General features: G+C 75.7%; 7 protein-coding genes and 1 pseudogene. 4 read left to right on the forward strand and 4 right to left on the reverse strand.

Translation table 11 applies throughout. From position 1 onward, the window contains the following. Positions 1-1,245 (reverse strand): DEAD/DEAH box helicase (locus ABD353_RS38670; RefSeq protein ID WP_425555343.1); only part of this gene is annotated, 1,245 nt, incomplete at its 3' end. 590 nt (positions 1,246-1,835) lie between these two features. Here ABD353_RS38670 and ABD353_RS38675 point away from each other — a divergent pair. Then, a complete protein-coding gene (locus ABD353_RS38675; RefSeq protein ID WP_344628420.1) occupies positions 1,836-2,573 on the forward strand; it encodes a ferritin-like fold-containing protein in 738 nt (245 codons plus the stop codon). A gap of 252 nt (positions 2,574-2,825) precedes the next feature. On the opposite strand, the gene ABD353_RS38680 is transcribed toward ABD353_RS38675, so the two are convergent. The 3 genes from ABD353_RS38680 to ABD353_RS38690 all read right to left on the reverse strand — a co-directional run bounded on the left by ABD353_RS38680 (position 2,826) and on the right by ABD353_RS38690 (position 4,330). Next, positions 2,826-3,116, reverse strand: coding sequence for a hypothetical protein (locus ABD353_RS38680; protein WP_344628421.1), 291 nt, complete (start codon positions 3,114-3,116; stop codon positions 2,826-2,828). 205 nt (positions 3,117-3,321) lie between these two features. After that, entirely contained in the window at positions 3,322-3,549 is a 228-nt protein-coding gene (locus ABD353_RS38685) for a DUF3107 domain-containing protein (RefSeq protein ID WP_030274939.1), read from the reverse strand. A 124-nt stretch (positions 3,550-3,673) separates the two neighbouring features. Next, complete coding sequence (locus tag ABD353_RS38690) at positions 3,674-4,330, reverse strand: TetR/AcrR family transcriptional regulator (RefSeq protein ID WP_344628422.1); 657 nt, start codon at positions 4,328-4,330, stop codon at positions 3,674-3,676. Positions 4,331-4,536: 206 nt separating this feature from the next. On the opposite strand from ABD353_RS38690, the gene ABD353_RS38695 reads away from it, so the two are divergent. The 3 genes and pseudogenes from ABD353_RS38695 to ABD353_RS38705 form a co-directional block, all read left to right on the forward strand. Beyond that, a complete protein-coding gene (locus ABD353_RS38695) occupies positions 4,537-5,448 on the forward strand; it encodes an alpha/beta fold hydrolase (RefSeq protein WP_344628423.1) in 912 nt (303 codons plus the stop codon). A gap of 442 nt (positions 5,449-5,890) precedes the next feature. After that, entirely contained in the window at positions 5,891-7,534 is a 1,644-nt protein-coding gene (locus tag ABD353_RS38700) for a DUF3492 domain-containing protein (RefSeq protein ID WP_344628424.1), read from the forward strand. Beyond that, positions 7,531-8,087, forward strand: a pseudogene (locus ABD353_RS38705) (hypothetical protein); the annotation flags it as partial. The gene ABD353_RS38700 and the pseudogene ABD353_RS38705, both read left to right, overlap by 4 nt.

An 8,087-nucleotide genomic window follows, 5' to 3' on the forward strand; every position in this document is an offset into this window, starting at 1 on the left:
CTCGGCGGCGGCCGCACGGCCACCGCGGCCGGGCGAGCGGGCGCCGCGGCCGCCGGTCTCGCCGAGGTCCTCGACCTCCTCCGCGTCCAGGCCGGCGCGGGTGCGCTCGGAACGCGGCAGGACGCCCTTGGTGCCGGGGGCGATGCGGAGCAGCTCGTACAGGTGGGCCGAGGTGGAGTAGGTCTCCTCCGGCTCGTTGAACGGCAGGTCCAGCGCCTTGTTGATCAGCTGCCAGCGCGGGATGTCGTCCCAGTCGACCAGGGTGACCGCGGTGCCGGAGGCGCCGGCCCGGCCGGTGCGGCCGATGCGGTGCAGGTAGGTCTTCTCGTCGTCGGTGCACTGGTAGTTGATGACGTGGGTGACGCCCTCGACGTCGATGCCGCGGGCGGCGACGTCGGTGCAGACCAGCACGTCGACCTTGCCGTTGCGGAAGGCCCGCAGCGCCTGCTCGCGGGCGCCCTGGCCGAGGTCGCCGTGGACGGCGCCGGCGGCGAAGCCCCGCTTGGTCAGCTGCTCGGCGACGTCGGCGGCGGTGCGCTTGGTGCGGCAGAAGATCATGGCCAGCCCGCGGCCGTCGGCCTGCAGGATGCGCGAGACCAGCTCGACCTTGTCGAGCGAGTGCGCGCGGAAGATGTGCTGCTCGATGTTGGCGACGGTGGCGCCGGTGTCGTCCGGCGCGGCCGCGCGGATGTGGGTCGGCTGGCTCATGTACCGGCGGGCGAGGCTGATCACCTGGCCCGGCATGGTGGCCGAGAACAGCAGGGTCTGCCGCTTGGCCGGCAGCATGGTGATGATCTTCTCGACGTCCGGGAGGAAGCCCAGGTCGAGCATCTCGTCGGCCTCGTCGAGGACCAGGGCGCGGACCTTGGAGAGGTCCAGCTTGCGCTGGCCGGCCAGGTCGAGCAGGCGGCCGGGGGTGCCGACGACGATGTCGACGCCCTTCTGCAGCGCCTCGACCTGCGGCTCGTAGGCGCGGCCGCCGTACACGGCGAGGACGCGGACGTCGCGGACCTTGCCGGCGGTCTGCAGGTCGTTGGTGACCTGGGTGCACAGCTCGCGGGTGGGCACCACGATGAGGGCCTGCGGGCTCTCGGTCAGGTCGTCCTCGGTGGCGCGGCCGGCGTCCACGTCGGCGCGCACGACGACCCGCTCGATGAGCGGGAGGCCGAAGCCGAGGGTCTTGCCGGTGCCCGTCTTCGCCTGGCCGATGACGTCGTGGCCGGTCAGCGCGACCGGCAGGGTCATCTCCTGGATCGGGAAGGGGTGGACGATGCCGACGGACTCGAGGGCCTCGGCGGTCTCCGGGAGGATGCCCAGGTCCCGGAAGGTGGTCTTGGGGGTCTCGGTGGTGGACAGGGTGCTGCCTCTTCCATGGTGGGGGCCGAGAGCGAGTCAGGTGCAGCGGGCGGCCCCGCGCGTTCGGGCCTCGGGCCCGTCACTGCGTGGGGGTCGCACAACCGCGCCCGCCCCTGGGCGGCCGGCCGGCCGGCGCCCCGTCACGGGGCGTCGTCGGCGGCGCCGGGGAGGATTCCCGTGAGGGGCTGGCGCGGGACCTGCGCCGGGCGGCGCGGTCCGCGGCGGCCCTCGCTCGGCCACTGATGCGGTGCCTGGGCCCGAAGTCCGGGCCAAGGTCGGAGCCGATCGGCTCTCCGACCGGGCATCCGCGTACGTGAGTGCCGGGTGCGTGTCGGTGCTGTGCACGTCTGCGCGGCCTGCCACCAGTGGCGGGCCGCGCGATCACACCAGGCCTCACTACCACCATACAGGGGCGCGACGACTCGAACACGTGACGCGCCTTACTCCGTTCCCGACCGGCCCGGCTAGGGTGGCGAGCCATGGAGTCTCAGGAATCTGGCGATGTCACCCCGATCGGCGCGACCACCTCGATCGGCGACTGGGCGTCCTGCTCGGCCGACCCGGGCTACCGGGCCGCGGTGCTCGACCTGCTCGGCGCGCTGGCGTACGGCGAGCTGAGCGCGTTCGAGCGGCTGGCGGAGGACGCGAAGTTCGCGCCCGGGCTGGTCGACAAGGCCGCGCTGGCCCGGATGGCGTCCGCCGAGTTCCAGCACTACCAGCAGCTGCACGACCGGCTGGCCGAGGTCGGGGCGGACCCGACCGAGGTGATGACCCCGTTCGTCGAGCCGCTGGAGGCCTTCCACCGGCTGACCGCCCCCTCCGACTGGCTGGAGGGCCTGGTCAAGGCGTACGTCGGCGACGCGATCGCCACCGACTTCTACCGCGAGGTCGCCGTCCGGCTGGACGACGACACCCGGGACCTGGTGCTGAAGGTGATGGCCGACACCGGGCACGCCGAGTTCGCGGTCGAGCGGGTGCGGCAGGCCATCGACGAGGACCCGCGGGTCGGCGGGCGGCTGGCGCTGTGGGGCCGGCGGCTGATGGGCGAGGCGCTCAGCCAGGCCCAGCGGGTGGTGGCGGAGCGCGACGCGCTGTCGAACCTGCTGGTCGGCGGGTCGGGCGTGGAGGGCTTCGACCTGGTCGAGGTCGGCAAGATGTTCACCAGGATCACCGAGGCCCACACCCGGCGGATGGCGGCCCTCGGCCTCGCGTCCTAGGGGCCGTCTCTTCGCAGGCGCCCGGCGGTCGCTCCAGGGGCGCGTGGGGGCACCTCCCGGCCGGAGGCCGGGGGAGAACTGCGCATTCCGGGGGCGGGTGTCACGACAGCACCGGGCCGGGCGTGATCCGTACGGCGGCCCGCATCCGCATCGCGTAGTTCCACCCGCTCCTTGTGGTGCACCCCTGACCTTTGGAGCCGTGCCCTAGTCGGTCTCCCCGCCGGGGTCCCCGTCGGGTGTCCGGCGGTGTCTTCAGGCCGGCCGGTGGCGGCCGGGGTGCCGGCCGCCGGTCCGGTCGACCAGGTCGGGCCGGGCCAGGACGGAGACCAGCAGCACCGAGCAGACCGCGCTGAGGGCCAGCGAGACGCCGGGCGCCTGCTCGTTCAGCGTGAAGCGGGCGATCAGCCCGGCGAGCAGGGCCGAGACGACGGCGGTCGAGACCGTCAGGGTGCGGGCCGCCGGGAAGTACTCGGGCAGCAGGACCAGGGCGCCGGCCCCCACGGCCAGGCCGATGAGCGCGTAGGCGATCGTCTCCACCAGCACGGGCGGCCTCCCGGGGTCGTACGGCGTGTGCCTGACCCGGCCCATACCCGGGGCCGCCGGTGCGTACGCGCTCGGCGGGCGATCTCCCCCGCCCGGCCCCGGCCCGCGGCCGCCCCGGCCCCACCGCGAGGCCCGGGAACGGCGAAGCGCCCCGTCCTCGGGAGGAGGACGGGGCGCGGGTGGCCCTGCGGGCAGGGCCTCGGGCTCAGAGCGTGCCGAAGCCGACCTTGCGGATGCTGGGCTCGCCGATCTCCACGTACGCCAGGCGCTCGGCCGGGACGATCACGCGGCGGCCGTGCTCGTCGGCCAGCACCAGCAGCTTGGAGGTGCCCTCCAGCGCCTTGGCGATGGCACCCTCGACCTCGTCGGCAGTCTGCGGGCTCTCGAGAACGATCTCTCGGGGCGCGTTCTGCACGCCGATCTTGACCTCCACGGCTTCCGTCCCTCCGGGTTGCAGCCATCCACGCGCGTTGTTCGAACAGGCGTCCGAGATCGCCGCGCCGTACGGCTTCACCTTAGAGCACTGGCCAGGCCGTGCGGCGAAGGTCGTGGGATCGCTACTCGGCGCCCGCCGGGCGCTCGCCCGTCTCGGGGTGCATCGGGAAGCCCTTCAGGCCGCGCCAGGCCAGGCTGGCGACCAGCCGGACGGCCTCGTCGCGCGGGATCTCCCGGCCCTGCGACAGCCAGTAGCGCGCGGTGATCTGCGCCAGCCCGCAGACGCCGGCGGCCAGCAGCTTGGCCTCGGCCTCCGGCAGGTCGGTGTCCTCCGCGATGACCTTGCTGACCAGCGTCGCGCTCAGGTCGGAGGCGCGCTCCACCCGCTCGCGGACGGCCGGCTCGTTGGTCAGGTCCGACTCGAAGACCAGCCGGAACGCGCCCGACTCGCTGGAGACGTAGTGGAAGTACGCCTCCATCGTGGCGGCGACGCGGTGCTTGTTGTCGCTGGTCGCCTCGAGCGCGGTGCGGGTGGCGTCGACGAGGGCGTCGCAGTGCTTGTCCAGCAGTGCGAGGTAGAGCTCCAGCTTGCCCGGGAAGTGCTGGTACAGCACCGGCTTGCTGACGCCGGCCCGGTCGGCGATGTCGTCCATCGCGGCGGCGTGGTAGCCCTGCGCGACGAACACCTCCTGAGCGGCTCCGAGCAGCTGTTCACGGCGGGCGCTTCGCGGCAGTCGGGCACCGCGCGGACGCTCCTGCGCCTCCTGGATGGCCGTCACGGCGGTCCTCACTTCACGATCTGGGCGTCTCCGGCAGGCCCCGAGTCTACTTTTCGGTAACCGGATCTGCGCCTGGGAAAGCCGAGTAAAGCGCAGAAATCGGCTTGTCGGGAGCCCACAATACGACCCGCGTGCGCCCCGTCCACAGGGTGAGACGGGCCGGGGTACTGGGGAAACGGCACCTGCGCTCACTACGATCGTCCTCCATGAGCGCTGATCAGCAGGTGCAGAGCGAGCCCGGGCCCCACCGCACGGTCGAGGTGCCGGGCGCGGTGCTCGCGGTCGGACCGCGCGTCCCCGCGGCGGACGGCCTGCCGCCCGCGCTCTTCGTGCACGGCCTCGGCGGCTCCGCCGACAACTGGTCCGACCTCATGGCCGAGCTGGCCGACGAGGTCTCCGGCGAGGCGATCGACCTCCCCGGCTTCGGCTGGTCGGCGCCGCCGCAGGACGGCAACCTCACCCTCAGCGGCCACGTCCGCGCGGTGATCGGCTACCTGGAGAAGACCGCCCGCGGGCCCGTGCACCTGTTCGGCAACTCGCTCGGCGGCGCCGTCTCCGTCCGGCTTGCCGCGCTCCGCCCCGACCTGGTGCGCAGCCTCACCCTGATCTCCCCGGCCCTGCCCGAGCTGCCCCCGCAGCTCAGCGCCTGGCCGACCGCCGCGCTCGCCGTCCCCGGCGTCCCCGCGCTGCTGCGCCGCCGGGCCGCCACCCACGGCAAGAACGCCGAGCAGGCCACCGACGAACTGCTGCGCCTGGTCTACGCCGACGTCGACGGGATCCCCGCCGACCGCCGGGACCGCGCGGTGGCGGAGTACCGGCGCCGCCTCGGGCTGCCGTACGCGCTGCAGGCCAGCATCGGCTCGGCCCGCGGCATCGTGTCGGCCTACACCGAGCGCGGCGAGCAGGCGCTCTGGCGGCAGGCCGCGCACGTCAAGGCGCCGGTGCTGCTGGTGTACGGGATGAAGGACAAGCTGGTCTCGTACCGCTCCGCGAAGCGGGCCTGCGAGGCATTCCCCGACGCCCGCCTGCTGGTGCTGCCCGACTCCGGGCACGTCGCGATGATGGAGCACCCCGGGCAGGTCGCCCGGGCCGTCCGGGAGCTGCTGGCCGAGGCCTGACGGCCGCGGTCCCCGGCGACCACCGGGGACCCTCGACGACCGCGACGACCCCGACGACTTTCGACGACCCCCTGGACCCCGGCCGTTGCCCGGCCGGCGGCCGGTCCGACCGGACCGGGGGCCCGTCGCGCGCGGGCGCGCGCGGCGGCTCCGAACGCCCCGCACAACGCGCCGGGCGGCGACAGGTCACGGCCTTTCACTCAATCAGGTGGCATGGCGGCGGGCGCTCCTGGAGTTGTCGGCGATCCGCTCTACCTTCGTGCTGTCGGACCGAACAGGTGTGGGGGAGAGGCGCCGGCACCGGGCCCCGAGCGGCCCGCCACCGGCCGCACGGCGGGCCGGGTGTGCCGCAGCCGACTTTCCGAGCATTGCCGTCACCGGGTGACCAGGCTCCCTGTCCCGTCGTCGAATCCAGGTCCATCGCACCGTTCCGGAGGTCGTCGTGCGCATCGCTCTGCTCACCGAGGGCAACCTCTCCGTCGCCCAGCGCACAGGAGGCGGCTGGTGCGGCCGGCTCGCCGGCGCGCTGGCCGAGCACGAGTTCCAGCTCTACCTGCTCGGCTCCGGGGGCGGTGCCGACTTCGCCGGCGCGCCCCCGCGCGGCCTGCTCGCCGTCCACGAGCTGCCGATATGGGGCCGCCGCCCGGCGGGCAGACGCCCCGCCGCGCACCGCCGCCGCTGCTACGCCACCGCCTACGAGGACCTCGTCCGCTCCCTGGTCCACCCCGCCGAGCGGGCCCGCTTCGGCCCCGCGCTCTACCGCCTCGCCGAACTCGCCCGGGAGGACGGCGCGTTGCCCGCCTTCCTCGGCTCCGGCCAGGCCCACCGCACCCTGGAGCGGGTCTGGCGGGCCCCCGGCGCCGAGACCGCCGCCGGCCAGCCGCTGGTGCGCGACGTCCTGGTCGCCGGCGACCTGCTGGAGCAGCTGCTCCGCCCGCTCTCCGCCCCCTGGTACGGCACCGGGCCGAGCGGCCTCGGCTCCGCCGACCTCTGCCACGTCGCCGGCGGCGGCCCCGCCGTCCTGCCCGCCCTGGTCGCCAAGCACCTGCACGGAGTGCCCTTCGTGCTCACCGAGCACGGCCTGCACCTGCGCGAGCAGTACCGCGGCTACCGCACCGCCCCGTACCGCTGGCCGGTGCGCGCCCTGCTGCTGGCCTTCTTCCGGCAGCTCACCGCCGAGACCTACCGGCAGGCCGCCGTCCTCACCCCCGGCAGCGGCTACGACCGGCGCTGGCAGGAACGCTGCGGCGCCGACCCGGAGCGCATCCGGGTCGTCCACGAGTCGACCCCCGAGGCCGGCCGCGACCCGGCCGGCGCCGAGCCCGAACGCCCCACCCTGGTCTGGGCGGGCGCCCTGGAGCCCGGCCGCGACCCGGAGCTGATGCTGCACGCCTTCGCCCGCGTCCGCGCCGAACTGCCCGCGGCCCGGCTGCGGATGTACGGCGAGGAGGCCGCGCCCGGCTACCTGGCGCACTGCCGGGCCATCGCCCGCCGCCTCGGCATCCACGCCGCCGTCGACTTCGCCGGCCGGCCGCCCGCCACCGCCGACGCCTGGGCGGCCGGCAGCGCCGTCGTCTTCACCGCGCTGTCCCAGCGCAGCCCCCGGCTGCTCGCCGACGCCATGCTCAGCGGCCGCGCGGTGATCGCCACCGAGGTCGGGATCGTCCCCGAGGTGCTCGGCCCGGCCGGGCTGGTCGTCCCGCCGCGCAGTCCGCGCGCCCTCGCCGACGCCTGCCTCGCGCTGCTCGGGGACGAGGAGCGGCGCGCCCGGCTCGGCCTCGCCGGCCGGCTGCGCGCCCAGGAGCGCTTCGCCCTGGAGCCGGAGGCCGCGGCCTTCCGCGAGATCTACCTGGAGCTGGTCTCCCGCTGGCCGGCCTTCCCGGCCCCCGCCGAGCGGATGCGGCCCTTCGCCCGCCCGGCCGAGTACTGGGTCGCCGGGGCGCCGGTGCCCGCCCCGCAGGCCCGCCGGGAGGCCCCGGCGGCGGAGAGCGGCCCGTCCGGGGCCGCGGACGCCGCCGCGCCGGACGGCCCGACCCCGGACGGCGGCCGGGCCGAACCCGGCGCGCTCGCGGAGGCGAGCCGATGAGCCGCCCCGGCCGCCCGCCGGCACCCCCCGACACCCGCCCCGGCGACCCCGTCCGGGCCCTGATGGCCGAGCACCGCCGGCTCTGCGAACAGGCCGTCGACCCGCTGGACATCGCCGCCGGCCTGGAGGACGCCGGGCTCTCCGACGGCGCCGCGGCGCACTACAGGCACGCCGACCTCTTCGCGCTCGCCGAGGAGATGCACGCCCGGGTGGAGCGCCGCCCCGAGCCGCCCGCCCCGGCCGCGCCCGCCGCGCGCTGGGCCCCGGACGCCGGACGGGCACTCGGCACCGCCGCCCTGCACCTGCCGGCGGCCGGGATGCTGGCCGCGGTGCCCTGGCTGTCCCAGGTGGTCGGCCTGGTCGCGGCCGTCCCCGCGGAGCTGCTCGCGGTCGGCTGGCTCACCCTGGCCGCGCCGTCCACGGGCCCGGTGGCCCGGGCGGGCTACGGCCTGGGCGCCGGACTGCTGATGGCGCCCGCCGCGGCCGGCGGGCTCGGCCCGGCCGCCGTGGTCGCGCTCGCCGGCGGCGCCCCCCCCCCCCCCCCCCCGCGGCC

Origin of the sequence: Kitasatospora arboriphila (assembly GCF_039528095.1) — a bacterium.
Taxonomy (GTDB): Bacteria; Actinomycetota; Actinomycetes; order Streptomycetales; family Streptomycetaceae; genus Kitasatospora; species Kitasatospora arboriphila.

Bases quoted from the DNA above. Each gene is read 5' to 3' on its own strand.
- ABD353_RS38675 (WP_344628420.1), top strand. From the start codon at position 1,836: ATGGAGTCTCAGGAATCTGGCGATGTCACCCCGATCGGCGCGACCACC.
- ABD353_RS38695 (WP_344628423.1), top strand. From the start codon at position 4,537: ATGAGCGCTGATCAGCAGGTGCAGAGCGAGCCCGGGCCCCACCGCACG.